Below are 24,954 nucleotides of genomic sequence, written 5' to 3'. Positions count from 1 at the left end.
CGCAACCCGCGTGAGGAGAGCGCAGCGGCGCTGCGTGCGACGAGCGCGGGGCCGCGAGGTGCCGTGCCAGGCGTCGGGAGCCCGGCATGATCGGCGAGACACCCCCTGGGGACGAGAGCGTCCTCCAGGGGCACCGGCGCGAGCCGCGCCGGTGCCCGTGTCCGTAACCGCTGACGAACCACCTCCGCGTGCTAGCGTCGCCTGAATGTCCCTTGACCTGACTCGCCGAGGTGAACCCGAGGCGAACCGTGGGGAACCGGTACAGGGTTGAGAAGATGACAGGGGCAGACCTCGGGGGAAGACGGGGAGAGCCACAGTGACCACCGTGGATCCGACACGGGCCGACAAGAACGGCAGCTCGGAGGAGAGCACCGCGGCGCGAATACGCCTGCCCGCGCAGCGCTGGCCCGCCGAACCGGACGATTCCGCAGCGCAGGCGACCCGCGGGGGTGAGGGGACCACCGCGCGGACCGGGGTGGTCCAGCGTGTCTGGGGCGTGCTGCGCCGCCCGGTGCCCGCCGCGCTGGCCGCCGCCGGGGTGCTGCACCTGCTGTGGGTGGCGCTGCTCGCGAACAGCGGCGGCGACCTGGCCGCGCAGGACGCCTGGGCGGAGTTCGCGCTGCAGCACCCGGACTCGGCGTACAACCTGGCGTGGTACGGCGGCATGCACCCGGTGTCGTACAGCGTCATCTCGCCATATCTGATGGCCATCCTCGGCGTGCGGTCGACCATGGTGATCGCCGGGACGCTGTCCGCGGGGCTGCTCGCCCTGCTGCTGGTCCGCAGCCGCTCGGTGGCGCGGCCGATGTGGCCCGCGCTGTACGGCGCGTTCGCGCTGGTCTGCAACGCGATCTCGGGCCGGGTGACCTTCGGGCTCGGCGCGATGTTCGGCCTCGCCGCGGTGGCGGTGATCTTCGCGTGGCCGGTGCGCTGGCGGTCCCGGCACTGGCATCACCGGACCGGGCGGTTCCTGCTGGCCGCGCTGCTGTCCGGGGTGGCGACCATGGCCAGCCCGGTGGCGGGCCTGTTCGTGGGGATCGTGGCGGCCGCGCTGTGGCTGACCAAGCGGCGCCCGGCCGCGTACGCGCTCGGCGTCACGCCGGTGCTGGTGGTCGCGCTGTCCGCGTGGCTGTTCCCGTTCTCCGGTGAGCAGCCGATGTCCATCGGCTCGGTGATCCTGCCGCTGACCGCCGGGCTCGCGGGGTGGCTGCTGTCCCCGCACGAGTGGCGCACGGTGCGGGTCAGCGCGGCGCTGTACTCGCTCGGTGTGGTGCTCACCTGGCTGATCCCCTCGCAGATCGGCACCAACATCTCCCGGCTGGGCATGATCTTCGGCGGTGTGGTGGTGATCGCCGCCTTGACCGCCCCCGGCATCAAGCCCGCCCGCGCCGAGCTGCGCACCACGCGGGCCGGGCAGCGGTGGATCGCGGTGGTGCTGTCGCTCGCGACGGTCACGGTGTGGCAGGTCGTCAAGACCGGCGACGACGTCATCCACACCACCCCCTCGGCGTCCTGGGCCCGTGAGCTGGCGCCGCTGGTCGACCAGCTGAAGCGGGTGAACACCGACCAGGGCCGGGTCGAGGTGGTGCCGGTGCGCAGCCACCGCGAGTCCTCCGCGTTCGTCCCGTACGTCAACCTGGCGCGCGGCTGGAACCGGCAGCGGGACCTGGACCGCAACCCGATCTTCTACGGCGAGAACACCCTCACCCCCGCGACTTACCACGAGTGGCTCAAGCGCTGGGCGGTGCACTACGTGGTGCTCCCCAACGACGACCCGGACAAGGGGGCCGAGAAGGAGTCCCAGCTGCTGCTGAGCACCAAGCTCTCGTATCTGCGGCAGGTGTGGTCGGACGACAACTGGAAGCTGTACGAGGTCGAGAACCCGACGCAGGTCGCCGACCCGCCCGCCACCGTGGAGCGGGCGGGCGCGGACCAGCTGGTCCTGAAGGTGCGGGAGCGCGGGCCGGTCCTGATCCGCATCCCGTACTCGCCGTGGCTGGGCCTGGTGGACGCCAAGGGGCGCAGCGTCAAGGCGCCGAAGGCCGAGGAGCACGAGGAGCTGCCGGTCAACCGCCAGGGCTGTCTGACCACGCGGACCGAGGCGGCCGTGGAGGGCCAGCCGGAGGACGAGTGGACCGTGCTGCAGGCCCCGAAGCCCGGGACCTACCGGATAGCGGGCAAGTACAAGCTGCCGCGCGGCACGCCCTGCCCGAAGGAGATGGCTCCGTAACGACGCCGCAAGGCCGTACAGCGACCCGCCGGGCCCTGGCTGTCACCCGCACACGGTGGACAGCCAGGGCCTTCCGCGTTCCCGGTGCAGATCGGTACGGACCTTCTCCAGGCTGGTCAGCAGCGCGCCCGGGCCCTTGCCGACGTCGCTGAGGTAGGCGAGGGCGGCGCGCTGGAAGGCCAGCCGCATCCGGGTCGGCATGGCGTCGGACGCGTCCAGGCACAGCGAGCGGGAATCCTTCAGCGCTTCGGCGATCGGCCGGGCCACCTCGTCGTCGGGCTGCGCCTCCACGGGCACCTCGCCGTTGGCGAAGAAGGGGCGGGTGCGGCCGTCCGGGGTGTTCTCCGCCCAGGCGGTCTGGGCCTCCGCCGAGGCGAGATACGCCAGCAGGCGGCGCGACTGCGGGGTCTCGTGGAACATCGCGGCGAAGTCCGCCGACACCTCCCGGGCGGTGGAGTCCGGGTCGGCCCCGGGGATCAGCCCGGTGGAGAAGGTGAACGAGGCCCGGGCGCGGGCCTTCGGCGGGTAGCCGCCGCGGATGAACGAGCCCTGGTGCTCCAGCGCGCACGTGGGCCGCGCGGCGAACAGCTTCCCGCCCGCGTCCCGGAAGTCGGTGAGCAGCGCGGTGCGCGCCGCGCCCTTCCCGAACAGGGAGCCCCAGGTCCGCCAGGCCCGCCCGATCCGGGGGTCCGTCCACTCCAGGCCGCCGGTCGCCCACGCCTCGTAGACGGCCTTGCCCTGCTGCTGGAGCAAGATGTCCTCGATCCAGTCGGTGCCCGGCCAGCCGGAGGTGGCGTCGCCGCCCATCCCGGCGCACCACTGGCCGTCCCTCGCGGCCAGGGCGGGCAGCTCGTCCTCGCCGTGGCGCCTCTTGTCGTACCAGACGATGCTCTTCAGGTCGGCCTTGACCGCGATGCCGTAGACCGCGCCGTCCCCGTGCGGTGCGGGCTTCCACAGCGGTCCGTAGGCGGCGAGGGTGCGCGCGGGCAGCACCTTCTGCAGCGGTACGAGCGGGGCGTCCGCGTAGGTGGCGAGTTCGCCGGGGCTCGGCAGGACGGCGATGTCGGGCGGGGTGCCCGCCTTCACCTCCGAGGACAGCACCTCGCGCAGCGCGGTGGTGCCCTGGTAGTCGACCCGGATGCCGGACTCGTCGGTGAACGACTTGAGCAGGTCGCGGAAGGCCGCGGCCTCGTCGCCGGTCCAGGTGGCCAGCACGCTGACGCTGCCGCGGGACCGCTGCCCGCCGGTGTCGCCCGCGCCGACCGCGGTCAGCACCAGCAGCCACAGCCCGAGGACGGCCGCGGTCACGTGGAAGGAGCGGGTGCGGGCGCTCATCGCGGCTGGAACCGGTACTCGTCGATGCGCGGCTGGAGCCCGATGAGGATCAGCGCCGCGAGGACCGCGCCGCCCAGCGGGATCCAGCCGACCGCCCCCGCCCGCCAGTGGGTGCCGCGCATGGTCTCGGCCACCTTGTCGGCGGTCTCGCCGCCGCTGGAGCCGATGTTGGTGTGGTGGAGGATGGAGCCCGCCTCGCCCAGCCGCTGCTGGGTCTGCGCCGTGAAGAGGCCCAGCGGTATCACCGCGATCAGCAGCACGGACGCCGCGGCCAGCCACGGGTTGACCAGCCTGCGGAAGCGGTGCCGCAGATAGCGCTGGGTGAGCCACAGCAGCGTCCCGAGGGCGAGGAACAGCGCGGGCACCAGCACCCACCAGGCGAACGTCAGCAGCCAGCCGAACGAGGTCTGCGCGCGCAGCACCTGCCGCTGCCCGTCCTGCACGGTGTCCAGCCGGGCCAGGATGCCGTCGTGGTCCCGGACGAGCATGGTGGTGGCGTAGCCGAGATAGGCGTCGCGCAGATCCTCGTTGCCGCGGTTCACATACGCCTGCTCGATGATGTCGCTGTACGAGGAGACCAGTCCGGCGATGGTGAGCAGCGACTGGCGGGCCGCCTTGCCGCCGGTGGTGCTCTTGACGGCCTGGGCCAGGGACTGGTTGGCCGTGGACAGTTCGTTGCGGTAGTCCTCGCCGAGCCCCTCGACGTCCGTGGTGGGGCCGTCGAGGCTCAGCCTGGCCCGGGCGTCGGCGGCGTGGAGGGCGTCGATCGCGGCGGCCACCTGGAGGATCGCGGGGGTCGACCGGTCGCTGACCGCCGTGGTGTTGCGGCTGACGCCGTAGTACGCGGCGAACAGCGCGGTCACCGCCGCCGCCGTGACGACGAGCAGCGCGGTCAGCCGCCGCACCAAAAAGGTACGGGTCCCCCTCATGAGACGCCCTCCGGGCGCAGCGGGGTGTCGCACTTCTGGCAGTACGCGGCGGTGGCGGGCGCGGTGCGGCGGCAGGACGGGCAGACCTGGTCGGGGCCGGTGGGGGAGGCGGCGGGGGCTTCGGTGAGGCGGGGCCCGGTGAAGCGGACGCTCTCCTCGGTCACGATCATCGCCGAGTTGAGGTCCAGCGGCCGGATCGGCTCCCTGATCCGCACCTCGCCGGTGGCCGCGTCGGTGATGTGGACCAGCCCGCCCAGCCGCGCCAGCATCTTGGCGCTGCCCAGCCCGTGCGCGAGCCGCACGGCCTGCCCCCACTGCCGCCGGGCCTCCTCGCGGTCGCCCGCCTCGTACGCGTCGCAGCCCGCGGTGATGGCGAGGCCGAGGTCGGAGTCGGCGCCGTAGTGCGCCAGCCGGGGGTCGACGCGGGAGGACAGCAGGAGGTCGTCGGTCCACTGGACGAGTACGGACCGGGCGGGCGGCGGCGGAAGGTCCGTATCGCCGTCCGTATCGCCGTCCAGGGTGAGGTCGACGGCGGCCAGTTCGACGTCCTCGTCCATCGGGTCGCTGCCGGGGTCGGCGAGGACGCACAGATGGAACTCGCGGGACTCGTCGCCCCACGCGCCGGTGCGGCATTCCCAGGTGCGGTCGTCGGGCCGGGTGCCCTCGGCGGTGAGGTCGGACCGGGTGGGGTGCACCTGCTTGACGAAGGCGATCCGGCCGCCCGCCCGGGTACGGACCCGGATCCGTACCCCGGAGAGCGCCTTGGCCATGGAGGCGCGGGTCATCGCCTCGAACTCGGCGGTGAGCGCCGCGTCGTCGAGGACCGCGTCGGCGCGGCCGTGCAGCCGCCGCGTGATCTCCTTCAGTTCGGTGGCGTCCCAGCCGTCGCCGATGCCGCGCGCGTCGCAGGTGAAGTGCGGGGCGCAGCCGTCCAGCACCTTGTCCAGATACCCGGCGGCGTCGTGCTCGTTGCGGCCGTCGGTGAGCAGCAGGGTGTGCCGGATCGCGGCGGGGCGGCTGAGGTGGAGGCGGCGGGCGAGGTCCAGCCAGGCGCCGATGGCTGTGCCGCCGATGGCGGGCAGCCGGGCCGCGACGCGGGCGGCGGCGGCCCGGGTGTCAGGGCCCGCGACGGCCATGCCGCCCGCGAACGGGTAGACGACCTGGGCCTGTTCGGTGCCCTCGATGATCGCGAAGTGGGTGCCGTCGCGCAGTATCCCCACGGCGGTCGCGGTCGCCCGGCGGGCCGCCGCGATCTTCGTCGGGGGCCAGCCCATCGAGCCGGAGCAGTCGATGACGATGACCTCGGAGGCGGCGGTACGGGCCGCCGCCGGGCCGAGCCCCCGGGTCTCGACGCTGACGACGGCGTGCATCTCGGCGGGGCCCGCGGCGGCCGGGAGGTACTTGTTCTGGTGCACGCGCAGCGTGATGGCGGGGCCGTCGCCCGCGTCGTCCCCGTACCGTTCCTGGCTCATGTGATCCCCTTGTCCCCCCGCTCTGTCAGACGCCGGTCATGGGCCGGATGGCGTTGGCGCGGTCGACCAGCACCCCCAGCGCCTCCGGGCTGTCGGCCTGCCGGGCCAGCCGCCGCAGCACCGCCTCCAGCCGGGACCGCACCGACAGCTCGTCGTCCCCCTCGCCGAACAGCAGCCCGGGGTCGGCCGCTTGCCCCGGGCGCGGCGCCCAGTCGAGCGCGGCCTCCAGCACCTCCGCGGTGAGCCGGTCCCGGGCCTGCCCATGGGCGCGCCCGTCGTCCAGATACAGCCGTGGCAGCCGGGTCAGCACCTCCACCAGGTCCTCTCCGGTGGGCCGGTCGTGGGGCTGCTCGCCGAGCCGCCCCGCCAGCACCCGTACGGTCGCGATCCGGGCGGCGTCGTAGTGGCGCGAGACCTTCGGGACCCCGTCGAGGACGGCGGCCGCCCCGCCCCGGTCGCCCGCGGCGAGCCGCAGCCGGGCCAGGCCGAAGGCGGCGCTGCCCTGGGAGCGGTTGCGCTCCCACACCGCCTCGTAGAACCGCTTGGCCGCCTCGTGGTCGCCCAGGTGCTCGGCGCAGTAGCCCAGCGCCAGCTTGGGCGCGTACTCGCCGGGCAGCGCGCTGTACACCGCGTCGAACGCGCGCCGCGCCTCGGCCACCGCGCCGCCCGCGAGCCGCAGCAGCGCGCGGTGCCAGGCGGGTCGCCAGTCGTACGCCGCACCGCTGCCGATGATCTCCTCGGCGGCCGTCAGCTCCGCGTCCGCGCGGCCCCGCATCCCCAGGTCGAGGTAGGCGCGGCAGCTGCGGAAGCGGATCTCCGCCGACGGGTACGGGAACGCGCCCAGCTGCTCGATCAGCCGCCGCGAGCTGCTGTCCGTCGGGGTGTTGAGCAGGGCGGCGCCCGGGTCCGCCGCGTCCGGGAACGGCACCGGCAGCCCCGGCGGCACCTGCCGAGGCGACGGCAGCCCGTGCGCGAGGGCGCGGCGCGGGTCGCCGTCCAGCCAGTGTTCGAGCCCGGGGATCCGGCCGAGCCCCGCGTCCAGCAGCGCGGCGGTCGGGGCGAACAGCGTGGACGGCGCGGGCTGCTCCTCTCGCAGCCGCAGCGCGTGGATCTCCCGCAGCACGCCCCACAGCTGCTCGGACATCTCCGCCGCCGAAGGGAACCGGCGCCGTGGATCGTGGGCGGTGGCGCGGGCCAGCACCCGCCGGTACGATTCGGCGCCCAGGCCCGGCGGGGCCTGCGCGGGCCGCCGCGCCTTGTCGGACAGCGACCGCAGCGTCGCGCCGACGCCGTACAGATCGTGGCGCTCCGTCAGCGGGCCCCCGCGCAGCGACTCGGGCGAGGCGAACCCCTCGGTGATCACCGGCGGATCGCCGCCCCGCTGCCCGAGGCGGCGGACCGCGCCCAGGTCGATCACCTTGACCCGGCTCTCGTAATGCATCACGTTGCTCGGCTTGAGGTCGCAGTACAGCAGCCGCTCGCCGTGCAGATAGCCGACCGCGCGCAGCACCAGACAGCCGTACGCCAGGATGTGCTCGTACAGGCGTGGCCCGTCGTACGGCGGCATCGCGTCCGCGATGGCGTCCCGTATCTGGGCGAGCGTCATGCCGCCGACGAACTCCATCACGATGTAGCCGGTGAGCCGGTCGCCGCCGTTGCCGCTGCCGCTGCCGGGCTCTTCGGGCTGGGTGACGTAGTTGATGATGCGGACGATGCCGGGGTGGTCGAGCATCGTCAGATAGCGCCGCTCCTCGACCGCCGCCCGCAGCGCCGCCTCGTCCTCGTTGTTGATCAGCCCCTTGATGGCGACGGGCTGCCGGTCCAGCTGGGTGTCCTCGGCGAGATACACCCAGCCGAGCCCGCCGTACGCGACGCAGCCGATGACTTTGTACTGCTCGCCCAGCAGATCGCCGGGGCGCAGCCGCGGGGTGAAGTCGAACGGATGGCGGCACCGTGGACAGACCCCCGCCGCCAGCGCGGGCTCCCCGTTGTACGGCGCGCCCACGGTCTCCTCGCACCCCGGCCGCCCGCAGATCTGTCCCCGGGACGGCGGCCGGGGATCGTCGAGCACGAGGTCGGTGAGCGAGGGCAGTTCGACCCACGGCAGATCCAGCAGCCCGTCCCCGGCGGGCCCCAGCGAGAACTTCCGCGCGGCGTCGCGCCGCCGAACCCGATCGGTGGCGGTGGTCACCCCGGAGCCGATGCCGGTCGCGCTGCCGCTGCGGTTGGCGGTGCTGGGCCCGGTGGCGGCCCAGGGGCCGCGCCCTGCGCGGGCGTCGGGAGACACGCCGGGACCGGCCGCGGCGGGGCCCGAGCCCGGGTCGGCAGCGGCGCCGAGGCCGCGCCCTGCGCGGGCGTCGGGCTGTGCGCCCATACGGGCACCCACGCCCGCGCCGGTGGCGGGTCCGGTATCGGTGCCGGACGCGGCCGGGTCCGGGCCTTGGCCCTGGGCCGCTTCCGGGGCCGCGCCCGGAGCCCGGCCCGGGGCCCCGGCCGGGCGCGCGGTGGGGCCGGATGCGGCCGGGCCCGTGCCCTGGCCTTGGGCCGGAACCGAGGCTGCCGCTTCCGGGGCCCGGCCCGGGTCCCAGGGCGGGCGCGCGGCAGGGCCCGGGGGCGAGGCCGGGGCCGGGGCGTCGGGGCTGGGTCTGCGGCCGCACTCCGTGCAGAAGCCGCGGTCGTTGATCCGGCCGCGGCCCCCGCCGGGGCAGTCCGCGCGGGTGCACGCCGTGGTGGCCGTCACGGTGCCTCCCCGTGCGGCGAGGCGCCGGGCGACGCGTGCGCGGCGAGGGCGAAGCGTTCGTAACGGCGGCGCGCCGCAGCTACGACGCACGGCACCGCGGCCAGTTCGCGGTGGGCGGCGGCGGGGCTGGGGCCTGCGCCGGGGCGTGTGCCCCTGGCGGGGCCGAGCCCCGTGCCGGTGGCGGGTTCGGTGGCGCTGCCGGGCGCGGTTGGGCCTGGGCTCTCAGCCTGACCCGAGGGCGTACCGGGGCCCGGGCCCGAGGCCGCCGCTTGCGTGGCCGCGCCGGGGGCCCGGACCGGGGGCGAGGCCGGGTCGGCAGCGGTGCCGAGGCCGCGCCCGGTGCGGGCACCTACGCCCGCGCCCGCGCCGGATGCGGCCGGGCGCGGGCCCTGGGCCGCTTCCGGGGCCGCGCTCGGCGCCCGGCCAAGGTCCCCGGCCGGGCGCGCGGCGGGTCTGCGGCCGCAGTCCGTGCAGAAGCCGCGGGTGTTGGTCTGGGCGTGGCCGACGCCGGGGCAGTCGGGGCGGGGGCACCTTGCGGGGGGCGTCATGGGGCCTCCGCTTCCGGGGCCGCGTGCACCGCCTGGACGAAGCGGTCCACGGCTCGGCGGGCCGCCGCTACGTCGCAGGGCAGGGCGGTCAGCTCGCGGTGGGCGGCACGTTGGAGGGGGAACAGTTCGCGGCGCTCCGACGCGGCCTTCGCGCCGAGCAGTGCCGCGTACGCGTTCAGCAGGCCCTTCAGCTCCTTGACCTCGTCGCGCTGGGCGTCGGCCCGGCGCAGGGCCGCCTCGGCGCGGTCCCGTACCGCCCGGACCGCGTGCTCGAACGCGGCCAGCTTGGCCACGATGTGGTGGGTGCGCAGCTCGGGGTCGCCGCGCAGCCGGGTCAGGTTGATGCGCAGGGCCGGGGCCTCCGCCGGGTCCGACGCGGCGCGGGCCCCGGATTCGGTGGCCTCCCGCTCCAGGCCGGTGGCCTCGGCGACCTCGGCGGCCAGTTCGTCGAGCCAGGCGTCGATCCGCTCCGGGTCGGGGCGGAACAGCCGCTCGGCCAGCCGCAGTCCGGGGGCGTGCGGGTCGCGGAAGACCAGCATCAGCCGGGCACCCTGGTCGGCGAGGAGCTTCATGAAGCGGATCAGCGCTTCCGGTTCGCTCGCGTGGTCGAGCCCGACGGCCACGACGGTCAGCGGGACGGCGTTGGCCCGGACGCGGCTGAGCGGGGAGGTGTCGCCGGGGGAGCGCAGGTCCAGGCGGTCGGCGACCCGGCGGGCCACCTCGGTGTCGGTGCGGCCGGTGACGTCGAGGGCCAGGTCCACGCTGCCCAGCGGCGGCACCGTGCCGTGCGGGGCGGCGGACACCGCCTCGTCGTCGCCGCCCCCGGACAGCTCGCGGTCGGCGAGGGTCACGGCGCGGCTGAGCGCCTCGTAGCGGCCGCTGTCGTCGTGCGCGATGACGACCGTCTCCACGTCCGCGACGCCGTCCGCCCGTCCGGCCAGGGACGCGCGGCGCAGCCACAGGGCGAGCCGCTGCGCGAACGGGATGTCCAGCACGCCCCGTTCGCCGGAGGTGAGCCGGGAGACGAGCCGGGCGTCGACCACCGGGTCGCCGCCCACGAAGCGGTGGACGAGCGGGAGGTGCCGCAGGATCGTCTCGATGTGGATCATGTTCGACCGCAGCCGGCGCTCGTCGGCGGGGATGCCGGGGGCGTCGTCGTAGCGGTTGACGATCATCCCGATGACATGGCCGGTCTTCACGTCCTCCACCCCGGCGCCGCTGCAGCCGCGCCGCACCACGTCCCCGGGGGAGTCCGGGATCAGCTCCAGCCACTCCGCGCGCGGGCCGACGGTGCCCGCGATCTTCGCGTAGAACCAGGTGCCGTCGTCGTTGTGGAGCGGGAAGCCGAGGTTGCGGACCTGCCCCAGCGGCTCGGGCGAGAGCCGGTACAGGGGCGCGGCGTGCTCGGCGGGCTGCGGCCGGTCCAGCGTCAGCAGGGCGATGTCGCCGCATCCGTCGGAGCGCCGGGGCACCCAGCAGCCCGCGGCGACCCGCGCGGTCACGGGGGCGGCGTCGGGTACCTGGACCAGATCGACGAGGACGGGCGTGGCGGGCACCGGGCGCCCGTCGTCCGGGATGACATGGGCGCACGTCAGCACGGTGTCGCCGCCCAGCAGGATTCCGGCGCCCAGGATCTCGCCGGTCGTACTACGGATCCGCACCCGCCAACACCCCCCGGCGGAGCACCCATTGACGGGAATGCCCGTGTCCTCCCCCATGCGGCAAGAGGATACGCCCGCCGGGTGCGGAAGTGACCCCTTCGTCCGATGGGTCACGGGATCGGGTGAGAGGCCGCCGGAATGGGAACCACCGCCTCTCGCCGCGCGCTCCCGCGCGGCCCCAGCGGGCCCGGCGCGGAGGCGGCGACGACCTGCGGCGGTCGCACGCCCCGCCATTCGAGTGATGCGGCGTCACACTTCTTGTGGACGGACTCATTCCGATGGATTACTGAAAACGTGCGGTATGGCCTCCGTCGGTATTTCCGACGAACCAGGCCCCCCGCATCCTCGTCGGTCCCGGGCGCCAGGCGTACCGAGCGAGGGGGCCGGGCGGGCGTCCCCAACGACCCGGCCGGCGCACATCGCATTCTCCTGCGAGCGCGAGCGGGTCCGACCCGCCCGGCCCGTCCCGTCCCTCTCTCCTTCCGTCCTCTGAGCCGTCTTCGGGCTTCCCGGTCCGGTACCGCTCGGTCTTCAGCAGGGAGCACACGCCATGCCCATCTCTCCGAACCAGGGGTCGACCGGCGGCGGTACGACCGTCGTCATCACCGGTACGAACCTCGCCAACGCCTCCGCGGTGAAGTTCGGCAGCAAGAACGCCACCATCACCGCCAACACGCCCACCTCCGTCACGGTGACCTCGCCGTCCGGCACCGGCGCGGTCCCGGTGACCGTGACCACGCCGGGCGGCACCAGCAACCCGCTGACGTTCTTCTACGTCGGCGCGCCCTTCAAGTCCGGCCTGAGCGACAGCTCCGGCCCGCTCGCGGGCGGCAACACCGTCACCATCACCGGCACCGGGCTCTCGACCGCCACCTCCGTGGCCTTCGGTGCCAACAACGCCACCCCCACGGTCGTCTCCGACAGCGTCATCACTGTCGCTGTGCCCGCGGGCGCGGCAGCCGGGTCCGTCGGAGTCAGCGTCACCACGGCGGGCGGCACCAACAACGGCCTGTCCTACACCTACGTGGACGTGCCCACCGTCACCGGCTTCACGCCCACCTCCGGTCCGGCCTCCGGCGGCACCGCGGTGACCATCACCGGCACCAACCTGGGCACCACGCAGTCGGTCACCTTCGGCGGCATCGCGGCGCCGTTCAGCGTCGTCAACTCCACCACCGTGTCCGCGGTCACCCCGCCCACGGCGGACGGACAGCCCGGCCCCGCCGACGTCACGGTCACCAACCCCGCGGGCAGCGCGACCGCCGCGACGCAGTTCCAGTACCTCGCCGGGCCCGGTATCTGATCACCCCTGGGACGTTCCGCTGGAAGGAGCAGTACGTTGAGCATCCCTCACGCCGCAGGCCAGGAGAGAGTTTCCACGGCAACCGCCGCGCCCGCGGCCACGGCGGCGTCCCCTCCGGTGATCAGCTCCGTCAGTCCCGCCTCCGGATCACCCGGAGGCGGGACCGCCGTGACCATCACCGGCAGCAACTTCAACCAGGCGACGGCGGTCCGCTTCGGCACCACCCTCGCCCCCGCCTTCACCGTCGTGTCCGCCAACCAGATCACCGCCACCTCCCCGGCGGGCTCCGGCAACGTGCTGGTCACGGTGACCACCCCGGGCGGCACGAGCAACGGGGTGGCCTTCTCCTACGCGTCCACCCCCGCCCCCGTGCTGAGCGGGGCCTCGCCGAACCAGGGCCCGGCCGCCGGGGGCAATACGGTGACACTGACCGGCAGCGGTCTCGCCGGGGTCACGGCGGTGCGCTTCGGCTCGGTCAACGCGACGTCGTTCACCGTGGTCTCACCGTCGCAGATCACCGCCGTCGCGCCGCCCGGGAGCGCCGGTCCGGTGCAGATCACGGTGACCGGTCCGGGCGGTACGAGCAACGGCCTCACCTATACGTATGTGGCGAGCCCGGTGCTGGGCAGCGTCTCGCCGAACGGGGGCCCGGCCGCCGGGGGCAACACGGTGACGATCACCGGCAGCGGCTTCACCGGGGCGACGGCCGTCCGCTTCGGGTCGGTCAACGCGACGTCGTTCACGGTCGTGTCGAACACCCAGATCTCGGCGGTCGCGCCGCCCGGCAGCGCCGGTCCGGTGCAGGTGACCGTGACCGGTCCGGGCGGTACGAGCAACGGCATCACCTATACGTACGCGGCAGGTCCGGTACTGAGCGCGGTCTCGCCCGGCCAGGGCCCGGTCGGCGGCGGCAATACGGTGACGCTGACCGGCAGCGGCCTCACCGGCGTCACGGCGGTGCACTTCGGCTCCGTGCCCGCGGTGTCGTTCACCGTGGTGTCGGCGACGCAGATCACGGCGGTGGCCCCGCCGGGGACCGCGGGACCGGTGCAGATCACGGTGACCGGTCCGGGCGGGGTGAGCAACGGCGTCACCTACTTCTACGTCGGCGTCCCCACCCTCGGCGACATCACCCCCGCCTCCGGCCCGGTCTCCGGCGGTACGGCCGTCACCCTGACGGGCACGAACCTGCTGGGCGCGACGGCCGTCACCTTCGGCGGCGTCCCCGCCACGTCCTTCACGGTCGTCTCCGCCATCCAGATCACCGCGGTGGCGCCGCCGGGGACCGCCGGGGCGGTGCAGGTGACGGTGACCACGCCCGGTGGCACCAGCAACGGCGTCACCTATGTCTACGCCGCCGTCCCCGTACTCACCAGCGCGGTCCCCGGTCAGGGCCCGCTGGGCGGCGGCAACACGGTCACCCTGTTCGGCAGCGGCCTGACCACGACGAGCGCGGTCCATTTCGGCTCCACGCTCGCCGCGTTCACGGTCGTGTCGGACAGCTGGGTGACGGCGACCGCCCCGGCTGGGTCGGCCGGGGCGGTCAACGTCACCGTGACGACCGTAGGCGGCACGAGCAACGCCGTGACGTACGCCCGTGTCGCCGGGCCCGATATCTAGGGCCTGTCGGGCTCCTGCAGGGCGCCGCCGGGGAGCGGCCGGTCGCCGGACGGGCGGGTCAGCCACACCGCCTCGCCCCGCGACAGCCCCGGCAGCGCGTGCTCGAACTCGTGCACAGACCGCACCGGGATCTCCCCGGTGAGCAGCCACCCCGACCCGCCGCCCGCGCTCTCCGCGAGGTCCGCCCCGACCGCGGCGAGCCGGGCGGTGACGGCTGTCAGCACATCGGACGGAATCTCCAGCTCGAAGGCGTGATACGGCTCGTACACCCGCCACCCCGCCCGCTCCAGCGCCTCCCACAGCACCCCCGGGGTGACGCCCCGGAAGTCGGCGGCGGTGCTGACCGGGGCGTCGAACCCCGAGCGGATCAGGGTGACCCGGCAATCCGTGACCGCGCGCCCGCGCGGACCCTGCCGCAGGGCGTCGTACACGGTCTGCTCGATCGCGGTGTGGAACGCCCGTGGCAGGGCGCCCAGTTCGGTCTCGTAGCCGAACCCGGCGCCGGACCCGGTCGCGGCGGGCTCGACGCGCAGCCCGACCGTCGCCCACGGCCCCGTATGGCCGCGCTTCGCCATCTCGTAGCACGCCTCGCCGACCCCCACCGGCCGCTCCACCAGGACCGGGCGGCTCGGCTCGAAGTCGGCCTCGATGCCGTAGTCCTGCGCGAGCGTCGCCGCGATGATCTGCTTCTGCACCTCCCCGTACAGCAGCACCGACGTGGCGCCGCCGGGCATCGCGCGGGCTTGGATCAGCGGGTCCTGGTCGGCGAGGGCGAGCAGCGCGGTGTGCAGCCGGGCGGCGGCAGCGGGGCCGGGTTCGCGGGCGTGGACGAGGGTGTGGAGGGTGGGCGCGGCGAAGTGCCGCTGTCCGTCTCCAGCGGCGCTGTCCCCGAGCCGGTCGCCGACGCGGACCTCGGGCAGCCCCTTGATCCGCGCGATCTCCCCGGCGGTCAGCGCCCGCGCCCTGGGACGGCCCACCACCTCCAGCGCGGTGATCTGCCCGCTGTGCCCGTCGCCGTGTCGGCCGCCGGGCCGGTGCAGGGTGAGGTGCTGCCGTACGGTCAGCTCGCCCGAGAAGAGCCGCAGATAGGCGGTCTTCGTGGCGGAGCCCGCCGCCCGCTCGACGGCGAAGACGGCGCCCCGGGGCCCCGTACGGTCGCCGCCGTCGCCGCCGTCCGGGCTGGGCGGTACGCACCGTACGACGCCGTCGACCAGGGCCGCGACGCCCTCCCCGCTCAGCGCCGAACCGCAGTACACCGGGTGCGCCCGCCCCTCCGCCGTCCCCGAGGCCAGCGCCGCGCGCACCTCGGCGGGGGAGGGAAGCGGGCCGTCCACGAGCCGGGCGAGCAGCGCGTCGTCGGTCTCGGCCAGCGCCTCGGCCAGCTCGGTGCGTACGCCGACGTCGTCGAGCGAGCGCGGCCGGGCGCGCGCGGCCCGGGTGCCCAGTTCCCGTACGTCCGTCATGGGCACGATGTGCGGCGCCAGCAGCCGCCGGATGTCGGCCAGCAGCTCCGCGTGCCGGGCGCCCGCCCGGTCGATCTTGTTGACGAAGAGCAGCACCGGCAGCCGCAGCCGCCGCAGCGTCTTCATCAGCACCCGGGTCTGGGCCTGGACGCCCTCGACGGCGGACAGCACGAGCACGGCCCCGTCCAGCACGCCGAGCGCCCGCTCGACCTCGGCGATGAAGTCGGAGTGGCCGGGGGTGTCGATCAGATTGACCTGGGTGCCGCCCGCGCGGAAGGACGCCACGGCCGACCGCACGGTGATGCCGCGCTCCCGCTCGATGGCGCCCGTATCGGTCTGGGTGTCCCCGGCGTCGACGCTGCCGAGGCGGTCGGTGACGCCCGCGTCGAACAGCAGCCGCTCGGTGAGGCTGGTCTTACCGGCGTCGACATGGGCGAGTACGCCGATGTTGATGGTCTGGTGCATGCGGGGTGATGTCCTCGAAGACGGTCGTCCGGTGGGGGCGCTGAGTCGTTCCGAGGAATCGGCGCATCGCATGCTCCTGTCGCGTGGGCGGAATGTCGCCGACATCCTGAGCGCGGCGGGGCCCTGCGGGCAACCGATTTACGCGCGGTCTGACGCGAGGGCAGAAAGCGCTGTCAGACCTCTCGACAACTCCCCCCGCGCGCCCGACGCTTCACACCACGGGGGCTCAAGCGGCAGAAGGGACACATGGTGCGCCGAAGAACGCTCCTCACCGCAGCAAGCGCTACCCTGCTCGGCACCGCACTGACCACCGGCACGGCCCACGCCGACGAAGCCGTGACCGTCGACCCGGGCACCGACTACGGCGGCTGGGAGGGCTGGGGCACCTCGCTCGCCTGGTGGGCCAACCTCTTCGGGCAGCGGGACGACTTCGCCGACGCCTTCTTCACCACCAAGAACACCCCGTACGCCGGAACCACCCTCCCCGGCCTCGGCCTGAACATCGCCCGCTACAACGTCGGCGGCTGCGCCTGGACCAGCGTGGGCGGCCAGTCCATGGCCGTCTCGCCCAACATCCCGCGCTTCAAGCAGATCGAGGGCTTCTGGCACGACTGGTCCAGCGAGGACCCGGCCTCCGCCGCCTGGCGCTGGACCGCCGACGCGCCCCAGCGCGCGGCGCTCACCAAGGCCGTCCAGCGCGGCGCCGTCACCGAACTGTTCTCCAACGCGCCCATGTGGTGGATGTGCCTCAACCACAACCCCTCCGGCGCGGCGGACGGCGGCAACAACCTCCAGTCCTGGAACTACCGGCAGTTCGCCGTCTACCTCGCCACCACCGCCCGCTACGCCCAGGACCACTGGGGCGTCCGCTTCGCCACCGTCGAGCCGTTCAACGAACCCTCCTCCACCTGGTGGAAGGCGGACGGCACCCAGGAGGGCTGCCACATGGACGCGGGCGTCCAGCGCACCGTCCTCGGCCACCTCCGCACCGAGCTGGACCGCCGGGGCCTGTCCGCCGCCCGCATCTCCGCCTCCGACGAGACCAGCTACGACCTGGCCCGCACCACCTGGGGCTCCTTCGACGCGCCCACCCGCGCCCTCGTCGACCAGGTCAACGTCCACGGCTACCAGGGCTCGGGCGGCCGCCGCGACCTGCTGTACGCGGACGTGCGCGCCGCGGGCAAGAAGCTGTGGAACTCCGAGACCGGCGACAAGGACGGCACCGGCCTCTCCCTCGCCACCAACCTCTGCCTGGACTTCCGCTGGCTGCACCCCACCGCGTGGTGCTACTGGCAGGTCATGGACCCCAGCGCGGGCTGGGCGCTCATCCACTACGACCCGAACACCGGGCAGCCCGGTGCCGTCCAGACCAAGTACTACGTGCTCGCCCAGTTCACCCGGCACATCCGCCCCGGCATGCGCGTCCTGGCCACCGGCTCGGACCACGCGGTCGCCGCGTACGACCCGGCCGCCCGCCGCCTCGTGCTCGTCGCCGTCAACCCCGGCGCCGCGCAGACCCTCACCTTCGACCTGTCGCGGTTCGGCCAGGTCAGCGGCGGTACGGGCGGTCTCGTACCGCGCTGGTCGACGCAGACGGCGGGCGGCGGCGATCTGTACGCGGCGCGCCGGGACACCGTGCTGGACGGCAAGCGGCTGAGCGTGCCGTTCGCCGCGCAGTCGGTGCAGACGTTCCAGATCGACGGCGTCACGGAGTAGCGGGGCGTGGTGGGTGCCGCTGCCCCATAGGGCGGCAGGTCTGCCCCTGCGCCTCTGGGAAGGCGCCCACCATTCCTGCGAGCGTGAGGCGGGTCGACTCGCCTTTGATCGCCCGGAGGAAGACCTATGGGACTGGCCCGTGACGAGAACACCAAGAAGGGTGAAGGGCGGGCCCCTCAGCGGCCGCGAGCGACACCCGCCTCCGCCGGAAGGCCAGAGCGCCCTCGTGGCCGCCGCCATGAACTCGTCCAGCGAGTCGCTGCCCTCCTCGGTCGTGGCCAAGGCCGGGGCGTTCTACCAGAACGACCAGCTCTCCTCCACCCGCCTCCACCGTGACGCGGTGGCGCAGCGCGCCACGGCGGCGATGGGCGCCCAGGCCATGACCATCGGCAACCACATCTTCCTCTCCGCCGGGACCTCGGGCGACGAGTCCGAGCAGGCGGCCGAGCAGGACGGCCACGCCTACGCCACGGGCCAGGCGACCGCCCCCTCCGTCACGTCCCAGCGGTGAACCTCACGTCGCCAGGTGGCGGACGACCCTCCGCACCTGCTCCGCGTAGTGCTCGCGGAACTCCGGCGACTCCGGGTCGGTGCCGAAAAGCTGGCGCACCGCGTGCGGCAGCGCGATCGGCGCCGTCACCAGGCTGACGTACAGCAGCATCGCCATGGCGGGGTCGATGTCCTCCGCGATCTCGCCCTCCGCCTGGCGGCGCCGCAGGTCGGACAGGTCTTCCGGGTCCCCCTCCGGCGCGGCGTCGTCGAGGCCGCACCAGGCGTTGAACCGGGTCGCCCGCGGGTCGGCGAACGCCTCCCTCAGATAGCGGATCACCAACTCGTCCAGCGGGATCGCGGGGTCGTTGAAGCTCTCCTCGCGCTTCAGCCACTCGCGGCCCAGCTCCCGGTACAGGCCCTCCTTGCCGCCGAAGTGGTACGCGATCAGCTGCTTGTTGACGCCCGCCCGGTCCGCGATGTCCTGCACCCGGGCGCCCGCGAACCCCTTCTGCGCGAACTCGTCCCGGGCCGCCTCCAGCAGCAGCCGCCGGGAGCGCTCCGGGCACAGCTTGCGCTCCTCGGGGGCGGGGGCGCGGCGGGGCCTCTTCGGCGTCCCCTCCATGTCGTCAACTCCTCCGTGCTCGACCGCACCAGGCTACCGCCCCTCTTCATCCATCTATATGTTTGACAACTTCATCCGGTTGGATGAACCTGGAGCTGACCGCACAGGACAGTCAGGGGAGATTCGTCATGATCGTGGTAACCGGAGCCACCGGAAACGTCGGCGCGCACGTGGTGAAGGAGCTGGCCGACGCGGGCGCGGAGGTCCGCGCCCTCACCCGCGACCCCCGGGCCGCGCGCTTCCCCGACGGCGTCGAGGCGGCCCGCACCGAGGACCTGCCGCTGGACGGCGCCTCCGCGCTGTTCCTCAACCCGGCCGTGGTGTGGCAGCTGGGCGCCGACAAGCTGCTGGAGCGGGCCAAGGAGAGCGGGCTGCGACGCGTCGTGATGCTCTCCTCGTCCTCCGTCCTCGACGACACCGACCCGCAGGCCAACCCGATCGGCGCCCTCCACCGAGGCCTGGAGGAGCAGGTCCGGCAGTCGGGCCTGGAGTGGACCCACATCCGCCCGGGTGCCTTCGCCGCGAACGCCCTGGACTGGGCGGACCAGATCAAGGCCGGGGACGTGGTGTACGGCGCGTACGCCGGGGCGCACATGGCCCCCATCCACGAGGCCGACATGGGCGCCGTCGCCGCCCGCGCCCTCCTCACCGACGACCTGCTCGGCCAGACGCCCGAGCTGACCGGCCCCGAGTCGCTGACCTTCGCCGATCAGGTGCGGGTCATCGGCGAGGTGATCGGGCGGCCGCTGCGGTACGAGGAGATTCCGGCGGAGGTGGCGCGCGAGAAGATGGTCGGGGGCTTCATGACGCCGGACGTCGCCGATTCGCTGCTGCGCGTCTTCGCGAAGATGGTGGGGCGGCCGCAGGCGATCTCGCCGGAGGTGGAGCGCATCACGGGCCGCCCGGGGCGGACGTTCGCGCAGTGGGTGGCGGACCACGCGGACGCCTTCAGCTGACCGGTGGGGGCGTGGTTGCTGGGTGGGTGGTGCCGGGGGCGGGGCCTCCGGGGCAGGGGCCTGGACGCGTATATTTTTGGCGCCACCGCCGAAGAACGTGGGGTGGGCCGGGAGTAGGCGCCACAAATACACGTCGTCGTCCAGGCCCCCACCCCTGCGACCCCACCCCCTCCCGCCGGTGACCCAGCCCCTCCGTTGTGGGCAATCGTTCCGCCGGGGCGGAACGGGTGGGCACAACCCACCCACCGGCCCGCACCCGCCCGCGAAACCCCCAACCAGCCCGGGGCCCGGGGTGTCCCCGGTTTCGGGAAGGGGCGGGTCAGGGGAGAGCCGCCGCGCAGCGGCCACCGGCCTCAGGCGCCCCGCTTCTTGGGGGGCGTCTTCTTCTTCGCGGTCGACTTCTTCGCCGCTGCGGCCTTCTTCGCCGTCTTCTTCGCGGGGGGCTTCTTGCGGTCGCTCAGGTCCGTGACTGAGGCCGCCTCGCCGCGCGCCTCCTTCGCGCTGCGCACGCTGTCCTTCAGCGCGGCCATCAGGTCCACCACCTGCGCACCGCTCGGCCGCTCGCCCGGTTCGGCGGTCGGGGTCGCGCCGGAGACCTTCGCGGCCACCATGGCCTCCAGGGCCTCGTGGTACTCGTCGTGCAGCTCGCTCAGGTTCACCTCGCCGAGCGTGGCCATCAGGGTGTCGGCGAGGTCCAGCTCGGCCGGTTTCACCGTGACCTTCTCCTTGGGCGCCACTCCCGCCGGTTCACGGACCTCGTCCGGCCACAGCAGCCGGTGCATGGCGATGGCGTCGCCGACGACGCGCAGCATCCCGAGCCGCTCGCGCCCGCGGTGCGCGTACTTGGTGATGGCGACCTTCTCGCTGCGCTTGAGGGCCTCGCGGAGGAGCGCGTACGGCTTGGCGGCGGCCGTACCGTTGGCGCCGAGGTAGTACGCGTCGCCCATCTGCAGCGGATCGATGTCCGAGGCGTTCACGAACGCCTCGATCTCCAGGGCACGGGTCGTCGGCAGCGGAAGCGCCGCCAGGTCCTCGTCGGTGATCGGGATCAGGGCACCGTCGGCGTCCTCGTACGCCTTGCCGATCTCCTCCGCGTCGACCTGCTTGTCCTCCAGCTCGCAGACCTTGCGATACCGGATGCGGCCGCCGTCGGAGGTGTGGATCTGCCGGAAGGACACCGAGTGGTCCTCGGTCGCCGGATACATCTTGATCGGGATGCTCACCAGTCCGAACGAAATGTTCCCATTCCAGATAGATCGCATGCTTGATCCCTTTCGTGAGATTCTTATCGTATGTCCCCGATCACGGAGGTGGAGGGGCGACGGATCGCGCTCAGGAACCTCGACAAGGTCATCCATCCGGCCACCGGCACCACCAAGGGCGAGCTGCTGCACTACCTGGCGTCCGCGGCGGACGCGATGCTGGGCCATCTGCGGGGGCGGCCGCTCGCGTTCCTGCGGTATCCGGACGGGCCGGACGGGCAGCTGTTCTTCACCAAGAATCCGCCGCCCGGCACGCCCTCCTGGGTGACGACCGCCGAGGTCAGCCGCCATGCGGGGGAGACCGCGCGGCAGGTGCTGGTGCAGGACCTGGCGTCGCTGATGTGGGCGGCGAACCTGGTGGTGGAGTTCCACGCGCCCATGTGGCGGGTCGACGAGCGGACCGACGCGGGGGCGGGCCTCGCCGACCGCCTCGTCTTCGACCTCGACCCCGGCCCGCCCGCCACGATCGTGGACTGCTGCGCCGTCGCCGTATGGCTGCGGGAGCGGCTGCGTACGGACGGGCTGGCCGCGTACGCCAAGACCAGCGGCTCCAAGGGCCTGCATCTGCTGACCCCGCTGGAACCGGCCCCGTCCCGGCAGGTCACCCACTACGCCCGGCGGCTCGCGGCGGAGGCCGCCGCCGCGCTGCCGGGGCTGGCGATCCAGAAGATGACGCGCTCGCTGCGGCCCGGGAAGGTGTTCGTCGACTTCAGCCAGAACGCCGCCGCCAAGACCACCGCCGCCCCCTACACACCCCGCGCCCGCCGGGAGCCGACCGTCTCCACGCCCGTGACCTGGGACGAGGTGGAGGCGTGCGACGACCCCGGGCGGCTGGTCTTCCGGATCGACGACCTCCCCGAACGTCTCGACCGCCACGGCGACCTGCTGGCCCCGCTCCTCGACCCGGCGCGGGCGCGCCCGCTGCCCGCCACCCCATGACCCCCGCGCCGCCGCCTCTGCTGCCACCCGTGCCGGTGGCGCTGGCCCGGCCGATCCAGACCCTGCCGGTCGCCGAGCCCGGGCGGCGGCTGGCCTACGAGCCGAAGTTCGACGGCCACCGGCTGCTGATCTTCCGGCTGGCGGACGGGGTCCAGCTGCAGGCCCGCTCCGGCCGCATCGTCACCCGCTCCTTCCCGGACCTCGCGGCCGCCGCGCGACGGCTCCCGGTGGGCACGGTGCTGGACGGCGAGGTGGTGGTGTGGGTCGGCGGCCGTACCGACTTCGCCGCCGTCCAGAAGCGCGCCACTGCCGCGAGCGAGGCCCGCGCGGAGCGGCTGGCCCGCCAGCTCCCCGCCTCCTACGCCGCGTTCGACCTCCTCGCGAGCGGTACGGACGACCTGCGCCCCCGGCCGTACGCCGAACGCCGCGCCCTTTTGACGACGCTCCTCGAACCGCTCGGCCCGCCCCTCCAGGCCGTCCCGATGACCATGGACCCGGAGCTGGCCGCCACCTGGTACGAGGCGTTCCCGGCCATCGGCGTCGAGGGGCTGGTCGTCAAGAGCCCCGATCAGCCGTACCGGTCCGGGCGGCACTGGCGGAAGCTGCGGCACTCGGAGACCCGGGACGCCCTGGTCGTCGGCGTCGTGGGCCCCCGCTTCCGCCCCCGCGCCCTGGCCCTCGTCCTGCCGAGCGACGACACCCCGGTCGTCTCCGGCCCCCTCTCCCCGGCGGTCCGCGCCCAGCTCACCCCGGCCCTGCGGGACCTGCCCCCCGAACCCGCGCCCAGCGACCCGCCCACGGCGATCGACACGGTCGGCGCGTGGATCACCTACCAGCCGATCCCACCGGAGCTGACGGTGGAGGTGCGCCAGGAGAGCACGGTCCGCCACGCCGCGACGGCGGTCATCCGCCTGCGGACCCCGGAGTGACCACAGGGTCCGGCGGGCCGGTGACGACCGCCGTCACCCGGCAGCCCCGGGGCAGGGCCCCGGCCTCGGCCAGGCCGTACACGCCCCACAGCATCTTCGCCACGTACCGCCGCTCCACCCGCACCCCGTGCCGCTCCTCGAACCCGGCCGCGAACGCCTCCAGCCCGGCCGGGACCCGTCCGTATCCGCCGCCGTGCCAGCCGTGCTCGACGCGCCAGTTGCCGAACGCCCGCCCCCACCCCTGCCGGTGCAGCCCCGCGACCTCGTCCTCCAGATACCCGTCCGCCCCCTTCAGCACGGCGAACCCCACCGCCCGCGCGCCCTCCGGCAGGGCGGCGGCGATCCCGGCCAGTGTGCCGCCGGTGCCGACGGCGCAGCACACGATGTCGCGCGGGCCCAGGCCGGGCAGCTCCGCGACGAGGTCGGCGGTCCCGCGCGCGGCGAGCGCGTTCGTCCCGCCCTCCGGCAGCACGTAGGCCCGCCCCCACCGCGCCCCCAGCTCCCGCAGCGTCCCCGGGTCGTCCAGGGAGCGCAGGGTCTGCCGGTAGCCGGACCGGTCGAGGAAGGACAGCTCCATGCCGTACGACGCGGCGAGGGCGAGCGACCAGTTGCGCGGGGCGTCGGCGAGTTCGTCGCCCCGGATGACCCCGACGGTGGACAGCCCCCAGGCGGCCCCGGCCGCGGCGACGGCCCGGATGTGGTTGGAGTAGGCCCCGCCGAAGGTGAGCAGCCGGGTGTGCCCCTGCTCGACGGCGGCCCGCAGGTTGGGCGTGAGCTTGCGCCACTTGTTGCCGGGGACGGTGGGATGGATCAGATCGTCCCGCTTCAGCCGCAGCTCCAGGCCCCGCCCGGCAAGCCACTCGTCGTGCAGGTCGTGCAGCGGCGACGGTGCCCGGTGCAGGGGGTCGGCGGGGTCTGTCGGCGGTCTCACCCGTCCATTCTGACGCGACAACTCCGATGCGATCATCTCGCCCCTCCGCTGCGGAATTGATAACGCGCCGAGGACATTGCTGTGAAATGAATGTGAAGGCATTCGATCTTGTGCGGCTGGCGATTCGCGTAACACTCTCCGGCCCTCCGGCGCTGAGGATGGTACGGAGAGAACGGACGGGAACTCGATTTGGCTTTTCGCCCCATGAAGAATGCACACTGCCGGGCATGAGCGAATGGACCGGCAGTAGAAACCCCGATTTCCACGACCCCGCGTATGCGCCGCCGCCGGGTGGGCATCCTGGCATTCCGCCGCAGCGGGGAGATTACGGCGGTCAGCCAGAGGTGCCGCGCCGGCGGCGGGGCCGGACGGTGAAGCGCGTGCTGGTCACCGTGGTCGTCGTGCTGCTGGTCGCCTCGGTCGCCACGTATTTCTGGGCCGATTCCAAGCTGCGCAAGGAAGTCGATCTCAGCCAGGTGATCGACCGTCCCGAGGCGGGGGACGGCACCAACTACCTGATCGTCGGGTCCGACAGCCGTGAGGGCATGTCGGACCAGCAGAAGAAGGACCTGCATACCGGCTCGGCCGACGGCAAGCGCACGGACTCGATGATGATCCTGCACGACGGCGCTTCCGGCCCGACGCTCATATCGCTGCCGCGCGACTCGAACGTGACCATCCCGAAGTTCCGCGGATCGGAGTCCGGGGAGATCAAGGGGCCCATGGGGGCCAACAAGCTGAACGCCGCGTACTCCATCGACGGTCCGCAGCTGCTCGTCCGCACCGTCGAGGCCAACACTGGTCTGCACATCGACCACTACGCGGAGATCGGGTTCTCCGGCTTCGCCGACATCGTGGACGCCATCGGCGGCGTCGACATGAACCTCGACAAGGGGTTCAAGGACAAGCAGGCGGGCGCGGACTTCGAGGCGGGTCAGCAGACGATGAACGGGCAGCAGGCGCTCGCGTTCGTCCGCAGCCGCCACGCGTTCGCCGCCAGCGACCTGGACCGGACGAAGAACCAGCAGAAGTTCCTGTCCGCCCTGGCCGCTCAGACGGCGACGCCCAGCACGCTGCTGAACCCGTTCGCGCTCTACCCCACCATGGGGGCCGGGCTGGACACGCTGATCGTCGACAAGGACATGAACCCGTATCTGCTGGCCGAGATGTTCTTCGCGATGAAGGACGTCACCAGCAGCGGCGGCAAGTCCATGAACATGCCGACCTCGGGCAGCACCGGCGGCAACCTCCAGTGGGACGAGGGCAAGCTCAAGCAGCTCGTACGGCAGCTCAACAACGACGAGCCGGTCACCGTCTCCGACACACCGTGAGCCGGGCCTG

The 24,954-nt window shown here is 73.6% G+C and carries 19 protein-coding genes; 9 read left to right on the top strand and 10 right to left on the bottom strand.

What is annotated here, in order from left to right:
* Positions 1–316 precede the first annotated feature (316 nt).
* Positions 317–2,230, top strand: coding sequence for an MFS transporter (locus tag ACFV9T_RS38565; RefSeq protein WP_385447417.1), 1,914 nt, complete (start codon positions 317–319; stop codon positions 2,228–2,230).
* Positions 2,231–2,272: 42 nt separating this feature from the next.
* On the opposite strand, the gene ACFV9T_RS38560 is transcribed toward ACFV9T_RS38565, so the two are convergent.
* The 6 genes from ACFV9T_RS38560 to ACFV9T_RS38535 are packed head-to-tail and all read right to left on the bottom strand — an operon-like array spanning position 2,273 to position 10,915.
* Positions 2,273–3,565 (bottom strand): ABC transporter substrate-binding protein, encoded by a 1,293-nt coding sequence (locus ACFV9T_RS38560; RefSeq protein WP_385447416.1) that lies wholly within the window; start codon positions 3,563–3,565, stop codon positions 2,273–2,275.
* Positions 3,562–4,494 carry a hypothetical protein gene (locus ACFV9T_RS38555; protein ID WP_385447414.1) on the bottom strand — a complete coding sequence of 311 codons (933 nt, stop codon included), beginning with the start codon at positions 4,492–4,494 and terminating at the stop codon, positions 3,562–3,564. The genes ACFV9T_RS38560 and ACFV9T_RS38555 overlap by 4 nt, the downstream gene beginning before the upstream one ends.
* Positions 4,491–5,966: a VWA domain-containing protein gene (locus tag ACFV9T_RS38550; RefSeq protein ID WP_385447412.1), complete on the bottom strand. Its 1,476-nt coding sequence runs from the start codon at positions 5,964–5,966 to the stop codon at positions 4,491–4,493. Before ACFV9T_RS38550 ends, ACFV9T_RS38555 begins: the two co-directional genes overlap by 4 nt.
* Positions 5,967–5,991: 25 nt before the next feature.
* Entirely contained in the window at positions 5,992–8,706 is a 2,715-nt protein-coding gene (locus tag ACFV9T_RS38545) for a tetratricopeptide repeat protein (protein ID WP_385447410.1), read from the bottom strand.
* The gene (locus ACFV9T_RS38540; RefSeq protein WP_385447408.1) at positions 8,703–9,254 is read right to left on the bottom strand and encodes a hypothetical protein; all 552 of its coding nucleotides are present in this window, start codon (positions 9,252–9,254) and stop codon (positions 8,703–8,705) included. Before ACFV9T_RS38540 ends, ACFV9T_RS38545 begins: the two co-directional genes overlap by 4 nt.
* Complete coding sequence (locus tag ACFV9T_RS38535) at positions 9,251–10,915, bottom strand: trypsin-like peptidase domain-containing protein (RefSeq protein ID WP_385447406.1); 1,665 nt, start codon at positions 10,913–10,915, stop codon at positions 9,251–9,253. Before ACFV9T_RS38535 ends, ACFV9T_RS38540 begins: the two co-directional genes overlap by 4 nt.
* A 550-nt stretch (positions 10,916–11,465) precedes the next feature.
* Here ACFV9T_RS38535 and ACFV9T_RS38530 point away from each other — a divergent pair.
* Complete coding sequence (locus ACFV9T_RS38530) at positions 11,466–12,218, top strand: IPT/TIG domain-containing protein (RefSeq protein ID WP_385447404.1); 753 nt, start codon at positions 11,466–11,468, stop codon at positions 12,216–12,218.
* A 36-nt stretch (positions 12,219–12,254) separates the two neighbouring features.
* Complete coding sequence (locus ACFV9T_RS38525; RefSeq protein WP_385447402.1) at positions 12,255–13,838, top strand: beta strand repeat-containing protein; 1,584 nt, start codon at positions 12,255–12,257, stop codon at positions 13,836–13,838.
* Here the strand turns inward: ACFV9T_RS38525 and otr(A) are convergent.
* A complete protein-coding gene (gene otr(A), locus ACFV9T_RS38520) occupies positions 13,835–15,766 on the bottom strand; it encodes a tetracycline resistance ribosomal protection protein Otr(A) (RefSeq protein WP_385447401.1) in 1,932 nt (643 codons plus the stop codon). The two genes, ACFV9T_RS38525 and otr(A), sit on opposite strands and share 4 nt — an antisense overlap.
* 246 nt (positions 15,767–16,012) lie before the next feature.
* On the opposite strand from otr(A), the gene ACFV9T_RS38515 reads away from it, so the two are divergent.
* Both ACFV9T_RS38515 and ACFV9T_RS38510 read left to right on the top strand, forming a co-directional pair.
* Entirely contained in the window at positions 16,013–17,482 is a 1,470-nt protein-coding gene (locus ACFV9T_RS38515) for a glycoside hydrolase (protein ID WP_385447399.1), read from the top strand.
* A 226-nt stretch (positions 17,483–17,708) separates the two neighbouring features.
* Positions 17,709–17,993 carry a DUF4157 domain-containing protein gene (locus ACFV9T_RS38510; protein ID WP_385447398.1) on the top strand — a complete coding sequence of 95 codons (285 nt, stop codon included), beginning with the start codon at positions 17,709–17,711 and terminating at the stop codon, positions 17,991–17,993.
* A gap of 3 nt (positions 17,994–17,996) precedes the next feature.
* Here ACFV9T_RS38510 and ACFV9T_RS38505 read toward each other — a convergent pair whose 3' ends face one another.
* Positions 17,997–18,596: a TetR family transcriptional regulator gene (locus tag ACFV9T_RS38505; RefSeq protein WP_385447396.1), complete on the bottom strand. Its 600-nt coding sequence runs from the start codon at positions 18,594–18,596 to the stop codon at positions 17,997–17,999.
* A gap of 128 nt (positions 18,597–18,724) precedes the next feature.
* Between ACFV9T_RS38505 and ACFV9T_RS38500 the strand changes: the two genes are divergently transcribed.
* A complete protein-coding gene (locus tag ACFV9T_RS38500; protein ID WP_385447394.1) occupies positions 18,725–19,552 on the top strand; it encodes an NAD(P)H-binding protein in 828 nt (275 codons plus the stop codon).
* A 353-nt stretch (positions 19,553–19,905) separates the two neighbouring features.
* On the opposite strand, the gene ACFV9T_RS38495 is transcribed toward ACFV9T_RS38500, so the two are convergent.
* Positions 19,906–20,814: a Ku protein gene (locus ACFV9T_RS38495; protein WP_385447393.1), complete on the bottom strand. Its 909-nt coding sequence runs from the start codon at positions 20,812–20,814 to the stop codon at positions 19,906–19,908.
* 30 nt (positions 20,815–20,844) lie between these two features.
* Here ACFV9T_RS38495 and ligD point away from each other — a divergent pair, with 30 nt between their 5' ends.
* Together ligD and ACFV9T_RS38485 are read left to right on the top strand one after the other, a co-directional pair.
* Positions 20,845–21,753: a non-homologous end-joining DNA ligase gene (ligD, locus tag ACFV9T_RS38490; protein WP_385447391.1), complete on the top strand. Its 909-nt coding sequence runs from the start codon at positions 20,845–20,847 to the stop codon at positions 21,751–21,753.
* Positions 21,750–22,682 (top strand): ATP-dependent DNA ligase, encoded by a 933-nt coding sequence (locus ACFV9T_RS38485; RefSeq protein WP_385447390.1) that lies wholly within the window; start codon positions 21,750–21,752, stop codon positions 22,680–22,682. The genes ligD and ACFV9T_RS38485 overlap by 4 nt, the downstream gene beginning before the upstream one ends.
* On the opposite strand, the gene ACFV9T_RS38480 is transcribed toward ACFV9T_RS38485, so the two are convergent.
* Positions 22,657–23,613, bottom strand: coding sequence for a 1-aminocyclopropane-1-carboxylate deaminase/D-cysteine desulfhydrase (locus ACFV9T_RS38480; RefSeq protein WP_385447388.1), 957 nt, complete (start codon positions 23,611–23,613; stop codon positions 22,657–22,659). The two genes, ACFV9T_RS38485 and ACFV9T_RS38480, sit on opposite strands and share 26 nt — an antisense overlap.
* 158 nt (positions 23,614–23,771) lie before the next feature.
* Between ACFV9T_RS38480 and ACFV9T_RS38475 the strand changes: the two genes are divergently transcribed.
* Entirely contained in the window at positions 23,772–24,944 is a 1,173-nt protein-coding gene (locus ACFV9T_RS38475; RefSeq protein WP_385447421.1) for an LCP family protein, read from the top strand.
* Positions 24,945–24,954 lie beyond the last annotated feature (10 nt).

It is taken from the genome of Streptomyces sp. NPDC059850, from assembly GCF_042731515.1.
In the GTDB taxonomy this organism is placed as follows: domain Bacteria; phylum Actinomycetota; class Actinomycetes; order Streptomycetales; family Streptomycetaceae; genus Streptomyces.
The sequence above is the reverse complement of the archived record's forward strand: the minus strand, read 5'-3'. Positions and strand labels throughout refer to the sequence as shown.